We start from the raw sequence: 17,259 nt of genomic DNA, 5'->3' as shown, positions 1-17,259 counted from the left end.
CGTCCGGAGGGCACCGCGTCCGCGGGCGGCCGGCGTGCCTTCGCCCGGAGGCGTGCGGCCCGGACACGGCCGATGGCCCGGTAGCAGGAGGCGGCCGGCCCGCGAAGGCCCCGGGCGCCCCCGCGTGGGAGAGCCGCCGCACTGTACCTGCCCGCGCCGAAGAGCACGGAGCCGGGGCGCCGGCCGCGTGCCGTCCGGGTCAGCCCAGGGGGAGGCCGCGGCCGTGGGCCGCCGAGGACAGGACGGCGCGGGCCGCCCGCTCGCCGGAGTGCAGAGCGCCCTCGATGTGCCCTGCGTGGTCGGTGGCCGTCTCGGTCGAGGCCCAGTGCAGCCGGCCGTCGAGGAACGGCCGCCGGTAGAGGTCGTGGCCGAAGACGGAGTAGTCGCCGAGTGCGTGCACGGAACGCGGGGCCGTCCAGGTCTCGCGGCTCCAGTCCTGCACATACACGGCCTCGGGTGCGGCCGCGGCGGGCCCGAAGCACGCACCGAGTTGTGCGGCCACCGCGTCCTCGAAGCCCGGCCGGACGGTCCGGGCGTGCGCGAAGCCGAAGAGCGCCGCGGGACGCCCGTCGGCGCCGGACATGTCGTGGATCTCCTGGAGCGGACCGACCCTGCTGAAGGCCGCGCCGGCCAGTCCGTCCTCGCGCCAGAAGGCGGTGGCGTAGCGGGCGACGACCTTGGCGACGGCCCCCATCCACACCGGAGTGGAGCGGGCCAGGCGGACGAGGTCGTCGGGCAGGGCGCCGGCGAAGCCGATGCGCTCCAGCGCCAGCGCGGGTGGTACGGCCAGGACGACCTGTGCGGCGCGGAAGGCCCGCTCCGGCGTGTGGACGTCGACTCCGTGCGCACCGGCGGGGCGGATCTCGGTGACGGGCGTGTCCAGCAGTACGGCGTCCGGGGGCAGGCTCGTCGCGAGTGCCGAGGTGAGCTGCTGCGCCCCGGTCGCGAAGCGGTAGGACGGGACGTCGATCATGTTGCCGGGATACCGGTGGGACCCCGACCGGTCGTGCAGGACGGCGTCCCCTGCCAGGTGCTGGTCGAAGACCTCGGCTCCGGCCCGGGCGGCCAGCGCGGCGACCCGCCGCTCCCCCGGCCAGAACCAGGTGGCCCCCAGATCCAGGGCGCCGCCGTCGACGGCCTCGCTGAGCAGCCGGCCGCCGACCCGTGTCCGTGCCTCCAGGCACAGGACCTCGTGCCCGGCCTCGTGCAGTACGGTCGCGGCGGTCAGCCCGGCCGCGCCGGCGCCGACCACGATGACGTCATGAGTGCCGCTGCTGAGCATGGCGGGTTCCCTTCGGGACGGTGGAGGACCGCCCGGCACGCTGCCTGCGCGACGGGGGCGAAAAGGTCCTGCGAGGTCAGGACACCTGGGACGGGTCCAGCACGATACGGAACCGGGGTGCCGCGGAGCGCAGGCGCGCGACGGCCGCGCCGGCCTCTCGCAGCGGCATCCGCTCGATCATGGGCCGGACTCCGTTGGTGACGGCGAAGGCCATGGCCTCCTCCGTGTCCCGCGCGCTGCCGGTCAGGTGCCCGGTCACGCTCACTCCCTGACCGACCAGCAGGCCTACCGGGAGGCACAGGGCGCCGTCGTCCACGCCCACCAGCGTCAGCCGGCCGTGCGGCCGCAGGCCGGTGACCAGTTCGCCCAGCGCGTCGGTGGTGGAGGCGGTGCAGACGATGTGGTCGACGCCGCCGAGGGCCGCGAGGGCCGCACCGGGGGCCTCGCGCGTGCTGTCGACGTAGTGCCGGGCGCCGAGACCGCGCGCCAGTTCCTCGCGGTCGGCGCCGCGGGCGACCGCGACCGTCTCGTGTCCGAGCTTCGCCGCGAACTGCACGGCGAGGTGCCCCAGCCCACCCAGTCCGAACACGGCGACCCTGCCCCCGGTGCGCGTACCGGCCCTGCGGAGGGCGTTGAAGGTGGTCACGCCCGCGCAGCCGAAGACCGCCGCGTCGAAGAGGTCCAGGCCGTCGGGGACGCGCGCCGGCGCGTCCGCCGGCACGGTGATGCTCTGTGCCCAGCCACCCGGGTAGGACACCCCGGGCACCTGTCGCTCGGGGCAGTGCACGACGTCACCGTCCCGGCAGAAGGCGCAGTGCCCGCAGCTGCCGCCGAACCAGCCGACGGCCACCCGCTCGCCGACCGTCCAGCCCCGCACCCGGTCGCCGACCTCGGCGATGACGCCGGCGACCTCGTGTCCGGGCGTCACGGGGGCGTCCGGGCCTGCCTTCGGGGCCCTGGCCGTGCCGATGTCGGCGTGGCACACGCCACTGGCCCGGACGGAGATACGGACCTGATGGCCCTGCACCGGGGCAGTGTCGACGGCGGACGCGGCCAACGGCCCGTCCGGCTCGGTCACGACCATGGCGACGACGGGATCGGGCACAGTGCACTTCCTGGGGGCACGCGGGTGAATGTTATAAGGGTGAATGATGACCAGGTCATCGGCGGCCCACGGTAAACGGGGGTGAGTCGCAGCGGTAGGCGACTTCGGCGAATGAGGCGATAAGCGATGGCTATGACGGAACGACTGAACGCCGAAGGTCTCCGCTACGCGCAGGCGGTCGCCGAGACACGTTCCTTCAGCGCGGCGGCGCGGGCGTACGGCGTCACCCAGCCGGCCCTGTCCAACGGCATCGCGAAACTGGAGGAACGGCTCGGGGGCAAACTCTTCGACCGCTCCCCTCGCGGCGTGACACAGACCACCTTCGGCAGCCAGGTCCTGCCGCTCATCGAGCGCGCGGTCACCGCCCTGGACGCCGTCACCGCGGAAGCCCGGCGGCTCACCCAACCGGACGACCGGAAGATCCGTATGGGTGTCTCACCGCTCATCGGGCCGCACCTGGTGGGCCGCGCGTTCGACGCCGTCCGCGACCTGCCCACGCCCCGCGACCTCGTTCTGCGCGAGGCCAACATGCAGGATCTGCGCGACGGGCTGCAGGCCGGACGACTCGACCTGATCCTGATCCCGGCCGTGACCGCGATGCCGCGCTTCGAGCATCGGGTCATCGATGTCGAGCCCGTCGTCATCGTCGGCACGGACGCCGACGACGGCACCTCACTGGAACTCACCGAGGCCGGGAACCAACAGTTCATCCTCGTGCCGGAAGCCTGCGGGCTGACCACGTTCACCACCCAGCTCTTCCATGCGAACGAGGTACCGCTGCACACCTATCCCGGGGAAGCGGCCAGCTACCGGGTCCTGGAGGAATGGGCCGCTCTCGGCCTGGGCTCGGCCGTGCTTCCCCAGTCCCGGCTCACTTCGCCGGCTGTCCCGCACCGCCCACTGCTGAACGCGGGCCGGGAGGTGCAGATCTCCTTCGAGGCCGTATGGAACCCGGAATCGGCCCTGCACACGGACCTCACCTCGCTCGTCCAGCGGCTCGGCGCCTCCAGCGGTTCCTGGACGGCACCGCCGGCGCCACCGGCGAGGAACTCCTGATCCGGGACGAGGGCGTCCAGGTGCTCCACGGCTTCCGGCCGGTGGCGGACGCCCGCGCGTACCTGGACAGCGATGTTCCTCTCCCCAGTGGTGACGCCGTACGGCGACCGCCGAGCGCAGTGGAGCGGCCCCCGCGCAGGTCCGGGCGGCGACGCCCCGAGCCTGGCTTCGGGCGCTTCCCTTCCCTCCGGACACTCCGCGCATCCTGCTCCTCCTTGGCCACCACGCACCGGGCCTTCCTCCGTACGCGGCCTCGCGAACCGCCGAGGACGGCCGCCGGGTCGGGGCCGTCCTCGCTCCCTCGCAGGCGCGGCGGTCAGGCGTCGACGCCTTCGACGATGAGGACGCGGTAGTCGGCGGCCTGGTGGCGGTGCGGAAGCGCGGCCTGGTACTGCTCGCTGTGGTACCAGGCGAGCGCTGCCTCCCTGGTGGGGAAGCGGTTGATCAGCACGCCCTCGGCCGGGGGGCCTTCGAGCACGTCGATCCGGCCGTAGGCGGCCAGCGGGGTGATGTCGTGCCCGGCGCGGGCGGCGCGGGCTCCCGCCGTGTAGACCTCCAGTTCCGCGGCGTCGCGCAGGTGCTCGCGGATCATCACCACGTAGGCGCTCACTTGGCGCTCCCGTTCGTGACCGTCTTGACCAGGACGTCCGCGGCGGGGCCGGAGGAGGCCGGGTTCTGGCCGGTGATGAGCAGTCCGTCGGTGACGACGTTCTCGCCGTAGTCGGCGACCTTGGTGTACCGGGCACCGCGGGCGAGCATGTCGTCCTCCAGCAGGAAGGGCATCACCTCGGCCGCCTTCCCCTTCGCGCCGGCCTCCTGGAGGCCCTTGATGGCGAGGATGATCTCCTCCTCGGTGTCGGTGAAGCCGGTCACCAGGCGACCCGCGACGGCGAGGCTGCCGTCGGGGGTACGTACGTGCCGCAGCGCGACGGGGGCGTGGCACACCAGCGCCACCGGCTTGGTCTGCGCGAGGAACTGCTCCAGGAGGCCGATCGAGACCGGATCGTCGGCGAGGTCCCAGACCGGGCCGTGTCCGCCCGGGTAGAAGACGGTGTCGAAGTCGGCTGCCGAGACCTCGTCGAGGCGCACGGTCGAGTCCAACTGCGCCTGCGTTTCCAGGTCTTCCTCGAAACGCCGGGTGAGGTCCGTCTGGAAGTCGGGCTTGGCGCTCGTGGGATCCAGGGGCGGGCGGCCGCCCTTGGGCGAAGCGAGGGTGACGTCCCAGCCCGCCTCCTTGAACCGGTAGTAGGGGGCGGCCAGTTCCTCCAGCCAGAACCCGGTCCGCCGACCGGTGTCACCGAGGCGGTCGTGCGAGGTCAGGACCATCAGAATCTTCGTCATGTCGCTTTCCTTCCGAGTGTTTTCCCGCTCGAGAAGAAAGTAGACCAGTCGTCTATGACTCGTCAAGTAGACCGGTCGGACCAGTTGAGCGAAGTGACGGGAGAGGTACGCACGAGCTGCAACAGCAACAGCGAGAGCGCGGGGGTGCGCTCAAGATGTGTCCGTGGCCCCGTCCAACAGTGCCGCCGCCAGCGTGCGGGCGTGCGCCAGCCGGCGGCCATCGCCCTCCAGGCCGGCCCGCACCATCGCGCCCTCCAGCAGGAAGGACAGGTGCTCGGCCAGCGCGCCGACCTCTTCGGGGCGTTCGAGCAGCAATTGCCCGAGGTGGCCGACGATCAGTTCCTCGACGGCCTCCTTGTGGCGGCGTACGACGTCACGCCCGGCGTCCCCGGCGGGCAGCTCGGCCGCCGCGTTGAGCATGCCGCAGCCACGGAACCCGGTCTCCCGGGCGTCCTCCGCGCAGTCGGCGTAGGCGTCGAAGACGGCCAAGACCGCCTCGCGGGGCCCCGCCGCCCCCTCCAGCCGTGTGCGGTACGTCGCGAGCCACTTCTCGTGCCGGGCATTGAGATAGGCCCTGACCAGCTCGGCCTTGGAGGAGAAGTTGTTGTACAGACTCGTCTTGGCCACGCCGGCTTCGGCGATGACCGTGTCGATCCCGGTGGCGGTCACACCGTCGGCATAGAAGCGGCGTGCGGCGGCCGCCAGCAGACGCTCCCGGGCCGGCCGTCGCCTACCGACCGCGGCCGCTCCCGTCTTGATCTCGCTCATCCCACGCTTCCCGATCTCGATGGGCGGACGCCATGGCGCCCCACTCCCCTTAAATGAACAGACCTGTACAGTTTAGCTCCGGAGACCGACCTACCCAGCCAGGAGCCGACCGCATGCACTTCCTGCCCAGTGACCTGATCGTCGACGGGGTCCGCATCGCCTACCGCGACCGCGGCGAGGGCGAGCCCGTGGTGTTCATCCACGGCACCCCCTCGCACTCCTACGAGTGGCGGAACGTCGTGCCGCACATCGAGGCCACCGGTCACCGCTCCCTCACCTACGACCTGCTGGGCTACGGACGGTCCGAGCGGCCAGTGGACCGCGACACCTCGGTCGCCGCCCAGACGGACCTGCTGGGAAGCCTCCTCGATGCCCTGGGCATCGAACAGGCCGCTGTCGTCGCCCACGACATCGGCGGCGCCATCGGTCAGCGGTTCGCCATCGCCCATCCCGAGCGGGTGCGGCGACTGATGATCATCGACACGGTCAGCTATGACTCATGGCCCTCCGAGACCTGGCAGAACATCATCGATGAGCGGCTGGAGGACCACATGCGGCTGCCGCAGGAGACGTTCGACGCCCTGCTCACCCGGCAGCTGGAGATGACGGTGTCCGACGGCGCGGCGACGATGACCGGCGATGTCCTCGAGGCGTACCTGGCACCCCATCGGTCGGCACTGGGACGCGTCTCCTTCTTCGAGCACCAGGTGCGGCACTACGACTCCCGGTACACCGAGGAGATCACCGGCCAACTCACCTGCCTGACCATGCCGGTCCGTGTCCTCTGGGGCGAACGCGACCAGTGGCAGTCTCTGTCCTACGCACAGCGGCTCGCTGAAGACATCCCCCGCGCCCGTCTCACCGTCATCCCCGGGGCCGGACACTTCGTGATGGAGGACGCGCCCGAGCGCGTCACGGAGGAGATCCTCGACTTCCTCGCAGAGCAGGACCGACTGCCGCAGGGGCAGCAGCGGTAGCGCGGCAGTGACGGCTGCGTCGATGTTCCCAAGCCGGGGACCGGGCGGCCAGGATCCTTCCGGCGGTCATGGGCGAAGCCACAGACGGATCACTGCCGTGGTGACGGTGCCGTGGAAAACGCAGGCCGTTCGTCGCAACGAGCGACGACCGCCTGGGAGCTGTTCGCCCTGTCGCCGCCGGCGCGACCGGGCCGTGTCCGGGGCCGTCCGTGTGATCCCGAACGGTCAGAGCGTGACGGCGCGCAGTGCGATCAGGGCGATGGCGATCAGGGTGAGGACGATCGCCGGGGAGGCGCCCTTGTGGTCACGGACGCGCAGGTGGGAGGCGACCGCACCGGCGAAATAGAGCGCCAGGCCGACAGCCGCGGCGATCCCGAGCGCCCTCCACCAGACGCCGACGACGAGACCCGCCGCGCCGGACAGCTGAGCGGCGACCAGGAGCGGCAGCATGCCCTCGGGGACACCGAGAGAGGCCATCTGGCCGGTGATGTGCTGTGTCCGCATGGACTTGGCGCCGGCCGACGCGACCAGCACTGTCGTCATGAGGACGGCAACGACAATGTATGTAATGAGCATGGCAATACCTCGGCTGCATGTCGGACCGGATGAACACCCGGTGGGGCCCGTCGGACACGGCCGACATTAGGCAGCCGTCAGGTACCTGAAGGTAACCTTCGACTCATGAGCTTCCGTCCCGGCAACGCCTTCCTCGCCGACTGTCCCGCCCTCCTGGCCATCGAACTCCTCGCCAGCAAGTGGGCCGTGGTCACACTCTTCGCGTTGACCGAGGGTCCCTTGCGCCATGGTGAGCTGGTCGAGCTGAGCGGCGGCATCTCGCGCAAAGTGCTGACCCAGACGCTGCGCCGGCTGCAGGACAACGGGCTTGTCGAGCGGCGCGCGTACGCCGAGGCGCCGCCGCGCGTGGAGTACGGCCTGACCGAACTCGGGCGCACCCTGGAGGAGCCGATCAGGATGCTCACCGCCTGGGCCAGGGATCACGGCGAGACCATCGCCGACTTGCAGGAGGTCGCCGGGAGGAAGGCCGCAGCCAAGGGGGAGACCGCAGAGGTCACCGACAGTGGTGCCCCGCGGTGACGTCCCGCTCGCCCGCCAGCCGCACCACACGCATTCGGCCCGGCGGGTGCGGCTGGGCACCCGCCGGGCCGAATGCGCGTGGTGTCACAGATGGAGGAGGTGCCGGGTCATGGCCGCCGCGGTGTCGAGCGGTGCGAGACTGCGATGGATCTTGGCCATGACACTCGCGCCGAGCCACATGTCGTAGAGCGCCTGGGCCATCTCACCCGGATCACCGTCGACCGTGATCGACCCGTCCTCCACACCGTCGGCGAGAGTGCGCCCGAGGCGCTCGACGATCGCGTCCGTACCTTCCTTCAGGGCCAGCCGCATCGCCTCCGACAGGTCGGCAACCTCCGCCCCGAGTTTCACCGCGAGGCACTTGCCTTCGCACTCGTCGAAGCTCTGCGTCTCCCGCCACTGCTGCCAGTACGCCATCAGCCGCTCGACGGCCGGCCTGCCCGGCTGGGTGACGATGCGGTCCATGTCCGCGAGGTACTCGGCGAAATAGTCCCGCAGGAGCGCTTCACCGAAAGCGTCCTTCGAGGGGAAATAGTGATAGAAGGAACCCTTCGGGACGCCCGCCGTCGCGAGCACCTCGTTGATGCCGACACCGGAGTAGCCCTTGTGGGCCACGATGCGTCGGGCCACCCCGAGGATGTTCGAACGGGTGTCGGTACTGCGCGTAGCTACTGCCATGACAGCAGACTAACAGTAGATTAGACTAGTCGTCTACCGGTGTCTCAGGGCATTTCACTGCTCGAGGAAGGCGAGGAGCGCCTCGTTGACCTCGGCGGTGTGGGTGAAGAGCAGCCCGTGCGGCGCACCGTCGATCTCCACGTACCGGGCCGTGGGCAGCGCCTTGGCGAAGCGTCGGCCAGTGGCGTCGACGGGGAGCGTGCGGTCGGCGGTGCCGTGGACGATCAGTGCGGGGACGTCGATGCGGGGGATGTCCGCACGGAAGTCGGTGGGCCAGGTGAGCGGCGCGGCGGCCGAGGCGATGGCCCCGGAGCCGGCGGCGACGTTCCACGCGTTGCGGACGGCCTCTTCGCTGACGCGGGTGCCGAGGTTCTCGTCGAGGTTGAAGAAGTCGTCGTAGAAGCCGGTGAAGAAGGCGTAGCGGTCCTTCTTGACGGCGTCGGAGACGCCCTGGAAGAAGGAGCGGGGGGCCGCGCCGTCCGGGTTGTCGTCGGTGATCTCCAGGAACGGCTCGAGAGACGCCAGGAAGACGGCCTTGGCGATCCGCGCGGATCCGTAGGTGGACAGGTAACGGGCGACCTCGCCGGTACCCATCGAGAAGCCGACCAGGACCGCGTCGCTCAGGTCGAGGGTTTCCAGCAGAGTGTGCAGGTCGGCCGCGAAGGTGTCGTAGTCGTAACCGGTGGAGGGCCGGCTGGACCTGCCGAAGCCGCGCCGGTCGTAGGTGATGACCCGGTAGCCGGCCTCCAGCAGGGCCGCCGTCTGCCCTTCCCAGGAGTCGCCGTCCAGCGGGTAGCCGTGGATGAGCACGACCGGCTGACCGGCACCCTGGTCCGTGTAGTGCAGTTCGATGTCCGTGCTGTTCTCGGTGCCGACCTTGATACGACCCATGACGTCCGCCTTTCCAGGGGCTGTGGTGTCTCTGCGACCCTTTATATACGACCGGTCTACTGGAATCAAGGTGCCTCCTGTCGGCCGGGGCGGCGGCGGGGCCATCCGGCGGGAGGGCCTGTGTGCCGGCCGTCGCCGCCGACTCCGGCCGCGCCCGCGCCCTCGGTCTTCTCCGGTGGCGCGTTCGTCCCGGCGTCCCGGCCCGCCCGACGCCCCGCGGACACCGCGCCGCTGGAGCACGTCTGGGGGACGACGCGGACGGTGGCCCTGCCGCCGGGAACCGGTTCGTACGGTGATGCGGCCAGGAATCAGGCGGACCTGGTGCCCGACCGGGCGAGGAACGTCATGGCCATGGCGATCACTGCCACTGCGGATCCGGCGATCAGGACGGCGGCGGGAGCCACCAGCGCGCCCAGCGTCTGCACGAGGACGGGATAGGCGAATCCGACGTAGGTGAGGGCGTAGAAGACGGCGATCGCCGTCGCGACGTCCTTGGCGGGAGCGAGCGATTCCACCAGGCGCAGACCGCCCATCAGGAGCAGCCCGTACGCCGAGCCCAGGGCGACGGCGGCGACCGGCAGCAGAGGCAGCGCACCAGTGGCCACGGTGAGGGCGGCGACGAGCAGACCGGCGACAGCGGCGGACATGCCGATGCGCAAGGGCGCCGCCGGTGAGCGCCGGGCGAGCCGGCGCGCCCAGGGCTGCACCAGGATGCCCGTGCCCAGAGTGACGGCGGCCATGGCTCCGCTGCCCACCGGGCCATAGCCCCCCAGCGGGACCAGGACGGGCAGCGCCGCGAGCGACACCGTCGCGGTCCCGAACACCCAGGGCGCCGTCGGCAGGACCGCGGCGAGGAAGACCCGACTGGCCAGCACCGCTCGCAGTCCGCGGTCCGCGGCACCGCCCCGGGTACGGGACGCGGCACCCCGGCCACCGGTCTCGGGAGTGCCGCGCAGGAACGGCAACACCAGCCCCACAAGGGCGATGTGGACGAGGTAGGACGTGACTTCGGGCGCGGGGAACCACTGGACGAGGACGCCGGAGAGGAACGGCCCGGCCGCGAAACCGGCAGTCAGCGCCACGGCGGCACGCCGCGCCCCCGCTCCCGGCGCTCGCGCGGCGTCGGACAACTCCTTGATCCACGCCGTTCCCGGGCCGAAAGCCGACCCGGCGCTGATCCCGACGAGGACACGTCCGAACAGGATCGTGCCGAAGGCCCCACCCGAGGCGAGGATCACCCCGGAGCCGAGCACGGAGACCACGAGGGCCGCGAGGAGCACCCGCCGCCGGCCCAGCCGGTCGGACAGCCGCGCCATGACCAGCAGGGCGGGGACGAGCCCCAGGGCATAGGCCCCGAACAGGCCGTCCACCTGAAGCGCGCTCAACCGGTCGCGATAGACCTGCAGAAGGGAGGCGAACATGTTCGCCCCCCATCCGACCACCACGATCGCGGCGGCGGGCCCGAGCCACGCGGTGGGCCCGACCGGAAGCACATCCGGACCCGCCCCGCCCGCCGTCCAGGGCGGCCTTGGACGGCCGGCAAGGTATCCGGCGGGTCGGGGAAGGGGACGGGTCGGGATCCGCTCAGCACGCTGTGACGTTCGCATGGGCAGAGCCTAGCCACAATTAGACCAGTCGTCTACACCGCGGCCCTCTCGTGCGGCGCGAGCTACGGCTCGGCCCCGGACACCTTCGTCCGGGGCCGTTGTGAAGATCGTCCCGCCTACTCGAACCACCGCACGGCGGGATACCGGTCGAGCAACCTGCCCGAGCTACGAAGCCGCAGGTCACGCAGGCTTCGTAGCAGGCTCGAGGATCGCCACGCACTCCACGTGATGCGTCATCGGGAACAGGTCGAACGCCCGCAGTGAGCGCACCCGGTAGCCGCCCTCGCGGAAGTACGCCAGGTCGCGGGCGAGGGCAGCGGGGTCGCAGGCGACGTAGGCGATGCGGCGGGCGCCGAGGGCGGAGAGGTGCTGCACCGTCTTGCGGCCGGCGCCCGCGCGGGGCGGGTCGAGGACGATGAGGTCGGCCTCGGTGATGCCCGTGCGCGGGAGCGCGGACTCGACCTTGCCCTGTTCGATGCGGACGCGGTCGAAGCCGGCGAGGTTGTGCCGGGCGTCCTCCACCGCGCGCTTGCCGGACTCGATGCCGAGGACCGCGCCCTTCTCGCCGACCCGGTCGGCCAGCGCGCCCGCGAAGAGGCCGACCCCGCAGTACAGGTCGAGCGCGGTGTCGCCCTTGCGCGGGAGGAGGCCCTGCATCACCGCCGCGACGAGCGTGTCGGCGGCCTTGGGGTGGACCTGCCAGAAGCCGCCGGCGCCCACCCGGTGGGTACGGTCGTCGGCGCGTTCGCGCACGAAGGGGCGGCCGTGGACCCGGTGCACGCCCCCGGAGCGCTCGTCGACCCGGAGGACGGAGACCGGGCGGTCCAGCTCCACCAGGGGCAGCCGCGCGCCCGGCTTCGGGGTGAGGACGACCTGGCGGTCCTGGGAGCCGGTCGCCGCGATCGCCTCGACGGAGTCCATGCCGGGCCACTGCCGGCGCTCGATCCCCAGTTCGCTCACGCCGGGCGCGGCGATCAGGCAGTGCTCGATCGGCTCCACCTCGTGCGAGCGGTGCCGGCGCAGGCCCGCGCGGCCCGAGGGGTCCACCGCGTAGCTCACGCGGGTGCGCCAGGCCGGGACCTCACCCGCGGGGAGCTTGTCGCCCTCCGCGGGCAGCACCGTGCCGTCCCAGCCGGCCTCCTCGGGGGTGAGTCCGGCCAGCCGCTGGAGCTGTTCGGCGATGACGTCCGCCTTGAGCCGCCGCTGGGCGCCCGGCTTGGCGTGCTGCCAGTCGCAGCCGCCGCAGCGGCCGGGGCCGGCGTACGGGCAGGGGGCGTCGATGCGGTCCTTGGACGCCTCGATGACGCTCACCGCGTCCGCGCGCAGGAAGCGGGCGCCCTCCTCCCCCTCGGTCACCCGGGCCACCACGCGCTCACCGGGAAGCGTGTGCCGCACGAAGAGGACCTGGCCCTCGGACGTGCGTGCGATGCAGTGGCCGCCGTGGGCGACGGGGCCGACCTCGACCTCGTACTCCTGTCCCACCAGCGACTTCCTCGGTTCTGCCTGCATGGGGGGAGTACTCCAGATGATCAAGAGGGGGTGCGGCGGGGCGGCACGCGCCTGTCCGCCGGTGGGCAACAGCCCACCAGTCTACGTGCCGCCGCGCCTGCCCCGGTCCCTCAGCCCTTCGCGCTCGACTCCCGGTGATGGTGATGATCCCGGTGCTCCGCGGGGCCGCGGCGCACCGCGCCCGGCGCGTTCCACTCCTGGCGCCTGCGCGCCCGCAGCTTCGCCGCCTCGGAGGACTGCAGCTGGTACGGCACCGAGGTCACCATGACCCCCGGCGTGAACAGCAGCCGGCCCTTCAGCCGCAGCGCGCTCTGGTTGTGCAGCAGGTGCTCGTACCAGTGGCCCACCACGTACTCCGGGATGATCACCGACACCGCGTCGCGCGGGGACTCCTTGCGCAGACTCTTGACATAGTCGATGACCGGCCGGGTGACCTCGCGGTAGGGCGAGTCGAGGACCTTCAGCGGCACGTCGATCCCGCGCCGCTCCCACTCCGCGCGCAGCGCCTTGGTCTCCGCCGCGTCGACGTTGACGCTGAGCGCCTCCAGGCTGTCGGCGCGCAGCAGCTTGGCGTAGGCCAGGGCACGCAGCGTGGGCCGGTGGATCTTGGAGATGAGGACGACGGAGTGGACGCGGGAGGGCCGCACCATGTCGTCGCTGGGCACCTCGTCCTCGGGGGCGGCGATCTCGTCGGCGACCCGGTCGTAGTGCTTACGGATCGCCGTCATCGTCGCGTAGAAGATGCACATGCCGAGCAGCGCGACCCAGGCGCCGTGGCTGAACTTGGTGGCCAGGACGACGACGAGCACCAGGCCGGTGAAGAACGCGCCGAAGGTGTTGATCGCGCGGGAGCGGATCATGTGGCGCCGCTTGGCCGGGTCCTTCTCCGTGCGCAGGTGCCGGTTCCAGTGCCGGACCATGCCGGTCTGGCTGAGCGTGAAGGAGACGAAGACGCCGACGATGTAGAGCTGGATCAGCCGGGTCGAGTCGGCCCCGTAGATGATCAGCAGCAGTGTCGCCGCGCCCGCGAGCAGCACGATGCCGTTGGAGAAGGCGAGCCGGTCGCCGCGGGTGTGCAGCTGGCGCGGGAGGTAACGGTCCTGCGCGAGGATCGAGCCGAGCAGCGGGAAGCCGTTGTACGCGGTGTTCGCGGCGAGGAACAGCACCAGCGCGGTGGCCGCCGCCAGTACGACGAACAGGAAGCTGCCGTTGCCGAAGACGGCCTCGGCGACCTGCGAGATCACCGGGTCCTGCACGAAGGAGGAGCCGACCGGCGAGCCGCCCCGGATCAGGTCGGCGGCGGGGTTCTCTGCCATGCGCACCTTGGTGACCATGGCGAGCGCGATGATTCCGCAGAACATGGTGACCGCGAGCAGGCCCATCATCGCGAGCGTCGTCGCGGCGTTCTTCGACTTCGGCTTGCGGAAGGCGGGGACGCCGTTGGAGATGGCCTCGACGCCGGTGAGCGCCGCACAGCCGGAGGAGAAGGCCCGCAGCAGCAGGAAGACCAGGGCGAATCCGGAAAGGCCCTGGTGCTCGGCCTTGATGTGGAAACCGGCTGTCGGCGCCCGCATCGTGTCGCCCATGACCAGGCCCCGGAACGCACCCCACACGATCATGATGAAGACGCCGCCGACGAAGACGTACGTCGGGATCGCGAAGAGCTTGCCCGACTCCTTCACCCCGCGCAGGTTCATCAGCGTCAGCAGGATCACCACCGCGACCGCGCAGATCACCTTGTGCTCGACGACGAACGGGATCGCGGAGCCGAGGTTCTCGATGCCGGAGGCGATCGACACGGCGACCGTGAGGACGTAGTCGACGAGCAGCGCGCTGGCGACGGTCAGACCGGCCTTGGGGCCGAGGTTGGTGGTGGCCACCTCGTAGTCGCCGCCGCCGCTGGGGTACGCGTGCACGTTCTGCCGGTACGAGGCGACCACGGTGAACATCAGTACGACGACCGCGACCGCGATCCAGGGACTGAAGTGGTACGACGACACGCCCGCGATGGAGAGGACCAGCAGCACCTCCCCCGGCGCATAGGCGACGGAGGAGAGCGGGTCGGAGGCGAAGACGGGGAGTGCGATGCGTTTCGGCAGGAGCGTCTCTCCGAGCCGGTCGCTGCGCAGTGCGCGCCCGATGAGGATGCGTTTGGGCACGTCGGTCAGTTTGGACACAACAGGGGATGTTAAGGGTTCGAACACGGGGGCGCCCACCCGCCACCCCCGGCGCGATAGGGGCGGCGGATCACCGTTTTCCGCAGGAAGACGGGCCCGGACCCGGCACGGCCGGTCCCGAATTCTTAACGGAATCTTGCCGGGGGGTGGGGAATCGGGCAGCCCCGGGTCCGGTCGGGGATCCGCCGCCGCCCGCCGCCCGTGCCTCAGCCGAAGGGCGACTGCCGGTCCGCGCGCAGCTCGTTCAGGGAGTGCTGGATGGTGTCCTTCACCTCGCGGGCGAGCTTCTCGACCGTGCGCGGGTCGTCGGCGGCGTCCGCGGGAAAGTCGTCCACGGTGATCGGCGCGCCGAAGCGGATGGTCCACTTGCTCGGCAGCGGGACGAGGCCGAGCACGCCGAGCAGCGGGAACGTGGGCGTGATCGGGAAGTACGGCAGGTTCAGCATGCGCGCGAGGGTGCGGGACTCGCCGATCATCGGGTACGTCTCCTCGGCGCCGACGATCGCGCACGGCACCATGGGGCGGCCCGAGCGCAGCGCCACCGCGGCGAAGCCGCCCCGGCCGAAGCGGCGCAGCCGGTAACGCTCCTCGTACGGCTTGCCGAGGCCCTTGTAGCCCTCGGGCATGACGCCGACCAGGTCACCCGCGCCGAGCAGCCGCAGCGCGTTGGCCCGGCAGGCGCGGACGTGGCCGGCCTTGCGGGCGACGTCGCGGACGAGCGGCAGTTCGAAGGCGAGGTCGGCGGCGAGCAGCCGCAGCCGGCGGTGGGCGGGGTGGTGGTCGCGCAGGGCGACCTGGAGCATCAGCGCGTCCAGCGGCAGCGTGCCGGAGTGGTTGGCGACGACGAGCGCGCCGCCCTCGGCCGGGACGTGCTCCAGGCCCTCGACGTCGACCCGGAAGTACTTCTCGTACAGCGGCCTGAGCAGGGGCAGGATCAGCTCGTCGGTGAGGTCGGGGTCGAAGCCGAAGTCGTCGACGGCGCCGTCGTCGGAGGTCAGCCGGGCCAGCGCGTCGGTGCCGGCGGCGAGGAACTCGCGCAGCAGCTCGGCGGTGAGCGAGGGCTCGGACTCCGCATCGGTGCCTGCCGCTGTGCGTGCCTCTTCCTCTGCGGCTCCGGACGGATTGTCTCCAGTCACGCGTGCCTCTTCTCGGGTCGGTGTCGGGTCGGGCGGGTGGTGGCGCGCGGCGGGCTCGGGGCTGCCGCTACGTTGGACGCGGGGCGACGGACCGCTCCCCGGGGGAGTCCGCCGCGGCGTTCCCCCGGCATGATGGTGCACCGCGGCCCGCGCACCGGGCCGCCACTGTTGCCCGGCGAGCCGAAAGAGAGCCATGAGCAGGACGCGTACGCGGGCCGCGAGGTCCGCGGGGAGTGTGGTGTAGGGCCGTGCACATCGTGATCATGGGCTGCGGCAGAGTGGGTTCCGCTCTCGCCCAGACCCTGGAGCAGCAGGGGCACACGGTCGCCGTGATCGACCAGGACCCCACCGCCTTCCGCCGGCTCGGCTCCGGGTTCGGTGGCCGGCGCGTCACCGGGGTCGGCTTCGACCAGGACACCCTGCGCGAGGCGGGCATCGAGGAGGCGGGCGCCTTCGCCGCGGTCTCCAGCGGCGACAACTCCAACATCATCGCCGCCCGGGTGGCGCGCGAGATGTTCGGCATCGAGAACGTGGCGGCGCGGATCTACGATCCCCGGCGCGCCGAGGTCTACCAGCGGCTCGGCATCCCGACCGTGGCGACCGTGCGCTGGACCGCCGACCAGATGCTGCGCCGGCTGCTGCCCTCGGGCGCCGAGCCGCTGTGGCGGGACCCCACCGGCGGGGTGCAGCTCGCCGAGGTGCACGCCTCCCCGGCCTGGGTGGGCGAGAAGATCAGCCGGCTGCAGGAGGAGACCGGGGTCCGGGTGGCGTTCCTCACCCGGCTGGGCGAGGCGATGCTGCCCTCCTCCCAGACGGTGTTGCAGGAGGGCGACCTGGTGCACGTGATGATGCGCACGGACGACGTCGAGAAGGTCGAGGCGACGTTCGCCGAGGGCCCTGAGAAGGAGGCCGGTCACTGATGAGGGTCGCCATTGCCGGGGCCGGTGCGGTGGGCCGCTCGATCGCGGGCGAGCTGCTGGAGAACGGCCACGAGGTACTGCTGATCGACAAGGCGCCGACCGCGATCTCGGTGGAGCGGGTACCGCAGGCGGAGTGGCTGCTGGCCGACGCGTGCGAGATCACGTCGCTGGACGAGGCCGCACTGCAGCGCTGCAACGTCGTCATCGCGGCGACGGGCGACGACAAGGTCAACCTCGTCGTGTCGCTGCTCGCGAAGACGGAGTACGGGGTGCCGCGGGTCGTCGCCCGGGTGAACAACCCGAAGAACGAGTGGCTGTTCAACGAGGCGTGGGGCGTCGACGTCGCCGTGTCCACGCCGCGGTTGATGTCCGCGCTGGTGGAGGAGGCGGTGAGCGTCGGGGATCTCGTACGGCTGCTGCGCTTCAGCCACGGTGACGCGAACCTGGTGGAGCTGACGCTGCCGCCGGAGTCGGCGCTGGCGGGGACGCAGGTGGGCGAGGTGCGGTGGCCCGAGGACACGTCGCTGGTGACGATCATCCGGGGGACGCGGGTGCTGACGCCGTCGCCGGAGGACGCGCTGGAGGTGGGTGACGAGCTGCTGTTCGTCGCGGCGCAGGCACGGGAGGAGCAGCTGGAGGATCTGCTGTCGGTACGGCGGGAGGACGCGGTCGGCTGAGCGGGGGCGGGGGGCGCTCCGCGCCCCCCAGGGGCGCGGG

The 17,259-nt window shown here is 71.5% G+C and carries 17 protein-coding genes; 5 read left to right on the top strand and 12 right to left on the bottom strand.

Features of this window, described 5'->3' with window-relative positions; all coding sequences use genetic code 11:
• Positions 1-199: 199 nt before the first annotated feature.
• A complete protein-coding gene (locus tag OIE12_RS25280) occupies positions 200-1,282 on the bottom strand; it encodes a flavin monoamine oxidase family protein (RefSeq protein WP_329139037.1) in 1,083 nt (360 codons plus the stop codon).
• Positions 1,283-1,358: 76 nt separating this feature from the next.
• A complete protein-coding gene (locus tag OIE12_RS25275) occupies positions 1,359-2,387 on the bottom strand; it encodes an alcohol dehydrogenase catalytic domain-containing protein (protein ID WP_329139035.1) in 1,029 nt (342 codons plus the stop codon).
• Between the two features lie 132 nt (positions 2,388-2,519).
• On the opposite strand from OIE12_RS25275, the gene OIE12_RS25270 reads away from it, so the two are divergent.
• Positions 2,520-3,443: a LysR family transcriptional regulator gene (locus OIE12_RS25270; RefSeq protein WP_329139034.1), complete on the top strand. Its 924-nt coding sequence runs from the start codon at positions 2,520-2,522 to the stop codon at positions 3,441-3,443.
• 316 nt (positions 3,444-3,759) lie between these two features.
• On the opposite strand, the gene OIE12_RS25265 is transcribed toward OIE12_RS25270, so the two are convergent.
• The 3 genes from OIE12_RS25265 to OIE12_RS25255 all read right to left on the bottom strand — a co-directional run bounded on the left by OIE12_RS25265 (position 3,760) and on the right by OIE12_RS25255 (position 5,552).
• A complete protein-coding gene (locus tag OIE12_RS25265) occupies positions 3,760-4,053 on the bottom strand; it encodes a DUF1330 domain-containing protein (protein ID WP_329139032.1) in 294 nt (97 codons plus the stop codon).
• Entirely contained in the window at positions 4,050-4,784 is a 735-nt protein-coding gene (locus tag OIE12_RS25260; RefSeq protein ID WP_329139030.1) for a type 1 glutamine amidotransferase domain-containing protein, read from the bottom strand. Before OIE12_RS25260 ends, OIE12_RS25265 begins: the two co-directional genes overlap by 4 nt.
• Before the next feature lie 150 nt (positions 4,785-4,934).
• A complete protein-coding gene (locus tag OIE12_RS25255) occupies positions 4,935-5,552 on the bottom strand; it encodes a TetR/AcrR family transcriptional regulator (RefSeq protein ID WP_329139027.1) in 618 nt (205 codons plus the stop codon).
• Positions 5,553-5,665: 113 nt separating this feature from the next.
• Here OIE12_RS25255 and OIE12_RS25250 point away from each other — a divergent pair, with 113 nt between their 5' ends.
• Positions 5,666-6,529, top strand: a complete 864-nt coding sequence (locus tag OIE12_RS25250) for an alpha/beta fold hydrolase (protein ID WP_329139026.1) — start codon at positions 5,666-5,668, stop codon at positions 6,527-6,529.
• Between the two features lie 225 nt (positions 6,530-6,754).
• Here OIE12_RS25250 and OIE12_RS25245 read toward each other — a convergent pair whose 3' ends face one another.
• On the bottom strand, positions 6,755-7,105 hold the full coding sequence (locus OIE12_RS25245; protein ID WP_329139024.1) for a DoxX family protein: 351 nt from the start codon (positions 7,103-7,105) through the stop codon (positions 6,755-6,757).
• 105 nt (positions 7,106-7,210) lie between these two features.
• On the opposite strand from OIE12_RS25245, the gene OIE12_RS25240 reads away from it, so the two are divergent.
• Positions 7,211-7,624: a winged helix-turn-helix transcriptional regulator gene (locus OIE12_RS25240; RefSeq protein WP_329139022.1), complete on the top strand. Its 414-nt coding sequence runs from the start codon at positions 7,211-7,213 to the stop codon at positions 7,622-7,624.
• An 84-nt stretch (positions 7,625-7,708) separates the two neighbouring features.
• Here the strand turns inward: OIE12_RS25240 and OIE12_RS25235 are convergent, their stop codons facing one another.
• From OIE12_RS25235 to OIE12_RS25210, 6 genes are all read right to left on the bottom strand, one after another.
• The gene (locus OIE12_RS25235; protein WP_329139020.1) at positions 7,709-8,302 is read right to left on the bottom strand and encodes a TetR/AcrR family transcriptional regulator; all 594 of its coding nucleotides are present in this window, start codon (positions 8,300-8,302) and stop codon (positions 7,709-7,711) included.
• 54 nt (positions 8,303-8,356) lie between these two features.
• Positions 8,357-9,193 (bottom strand): alpha/beta fold hydrolase, encoded by an 837-nt coding sequence (locus OIE12_RS25230; RefSeq protein WP_329139019.1) that lies wholly within the window; start codon positions 9,191-9,193, stop codon positions 8,357-8,359.
• Positions 9,194-9,501: 308 nt separating this feature from the next.
• Complete coding sequence (locus OIE12_RS25225; RefSeq protein ID WP_329139017.1) at positions 9,502-10,800, bottom strand: MFS transporter; 1,299 nt, start codon at positions 10,798-10,800, stop codon at positions 9,502-9,504.
• Between the two features lie 180 nt (positions 10,801-10,980).
• Positions 10,981-12,309, bottom strand: coding sequence for a class I SAM-dependent RNA methyltransferase (locus OIE12_RS25220; RefSeq protein ID WP_329139015.1), 1,329 nt, complete (start codon positions 12,307-12,309; stop codon positions 10,981-10,983).
• Positions 12,310-12,419: 110 nt separating this feature from the next.
• A complete protein-coding gene (locus OIE12_RS25215) occupies positions 12,420-14,486 on the bottom strand; it encodes an APC family permease (RefSeq protein ID WP_329139013.1) in 2,067 nt (688 codons plus the stop codon).
• A 206-nt stretch (positions 14,487-14,692) separates the two neighbouring features.
• On the bottom strand, positions 14,693-15,622 hold the full coding sequence (locus OIE12_RS25210; protein ID WP_443053899.1) for a lysophospholipid acyltransferase family protein: 930 nt from the start codon (positions 15,620-15,622) through the stop codon (positions 14,693-14,695).
• Between the two features lie 248 nt (positions 15,623-15,870).
• Between OIE12_RS25210 and OIE12_RS25205 the strand changes: the two genes are divergently transcribed.
• Both OIE12_RS25205 and OIE12_RS25200 read left to right on the top strand, forming a co-directional pair.
• A complete protein-coding gene (locus OIE12_RS25205; protein ID WP_329139011.1) occupies positions 15,871-16,542 on the top strand; it encodes a potassium channel family protein in 672 nt (223 codons plus the stop codon).
• Positions 16,542-17,219, top strand: a complete 678-nt coding sequence (locus OIE12_RS25200) for a potassium channel family protein (protein ID WP_030382158.1) — start codon at positions 16,542-16,544, stop codon at positions 17,217-17,219. Before OIE12_RS25205 ends, OIE12_RS25200 begins: the two co-directional genes overlap by 1 nt.
• Positions 17,220-17,259: the final 40 nt, after the last annotated feature.

It is taken from the genome of Streptomyces sp. NBC_00670, from assembly GCF_036226765.1.
Classification (GTDB): Bacteria; Actinomycetota; Actinomycetes; order Streptomycetales; family Streptomycetaceae; genus Streptomyces.
The sequence above is the reverse complement of the archived record's forward strand: the minus strand, read 5'-3'. Positions and strand labels throughout refer to the sequence as shown.